General features: G+C 71.3%; 1 protein-coding gene. It reads left to right on the top strand.

Going from position 1 to position 1083, the window contains the following annotated elements; genetic code table 11:
• The first annotated feature begins 157 nt into the window (after window positions 1-157).
• A complete protein-coding gene (locus ACFVDI_RS28670) occupies window positions 158-1009 on the top strand; it encodes a F510_1955 family glycosylhydrolase (RefSeq protein WP_378912276.1) in 852 nt (283 codons plus the stop codon).
• The last annotated feature ends 74 nt before the right edge of the window (window positions 1010-1083 follow it).

Consider the following 1083-nt stretch of genomic DNA (forward strand, 5'->3'; position numbering starts at 1 on the left):
TCGGCCGCGTCCGTTGTTTATAAGACACCGGCAGCGAGACTGCTCCGGCCGCGGAGAGCCACACACGGCCGGCGGGGCTGACGCCCTGACCGTCGCCCAGGGGTGTGGGGCCGGCCGGGTGCCTGCCCGACACCTCCCTCGATTCCGGAGCAACCACATGAACCGAACCTCCCCCGTTGCCCTGACCATCGTCGTGGCAACGGCCCTTCTCTCGACCGCCTGCGGCGCGGATCCGCGGTCGGATCGACCGGCCGACGACGGCCGCACCGAGAACGCCACCAGGGTGGGCCACATCCACGGCCTCGGGGTCGATCCCGCCGACGACACCCTCTACGTCGCGACCCACTTCGGCCTCTTCCGCGTCGATGAGACGGGCGAAGCGGAGCGGGTCGCCGACCGGTGGCAGGACACCATGGGCTTCACCGTCGTCGGGCCCGGTCACTTCCTCGGCAGCGGGCACCCCGACATGACCGAGGACCTCCCGCCGCATCTGGGACTGATCGAGTCCACCGACGCCGGCGAGAGCTGGACGCCGCTCGCGCTGCAGGGCGAGGCCGACTTCCACATCCTCGAGCCGGCCGGCGAGATCCTCTACGCGTACGACTCCACCAGCGGCCGCCTGCTCCGCACCGAGGACCGGAAGCAGTTCGAGGAGATCCTCACCGGTGACCTCGTCAGCGTCGCAGCGACCGAGAACGCCGAGCAGCTCTACGCAACCACCGGCAAGGGTCGGCTCATCAGCATCGATGCATCCACCGGCCGGACCCAGGAGCTCGACGGTCCGGCCACCGCGTACGTCGACATCACGGCCGAGGGCGATCTGGTCGGCATCGGTCCCGACGGCGTCGTCCGGGTCGGCGACGACACCGGCCAGAGCTGGCAGGAGGCCGGCTCCATCGGGGGTCCGCCGGCGGCCTTCACGATCACCGAGCAGGGCTGGTACGCCGCCACGGCCGAGGAGGCGTACCGGTCGAGCGACGACGGCGAGAGCTGGAAGCGGGTGCTGTAGAGCTCCTAGGAGCGGGCAGGCGAATCCGCGCCCGACCGGGACGGCTCGTCTGCGGTTGCCGGTCCCGGCGCCGG

Source organism: Nocardioides sp. NPDC057767, from assembly GCF_042798275.1.
In the GTDB taxonomy this organism is placed as follows: domain Bacteria; phylum Actinomycetota; class Actinomycetes; order Propionibacteriales; family Nocardioidaceae; genus Nocardioides.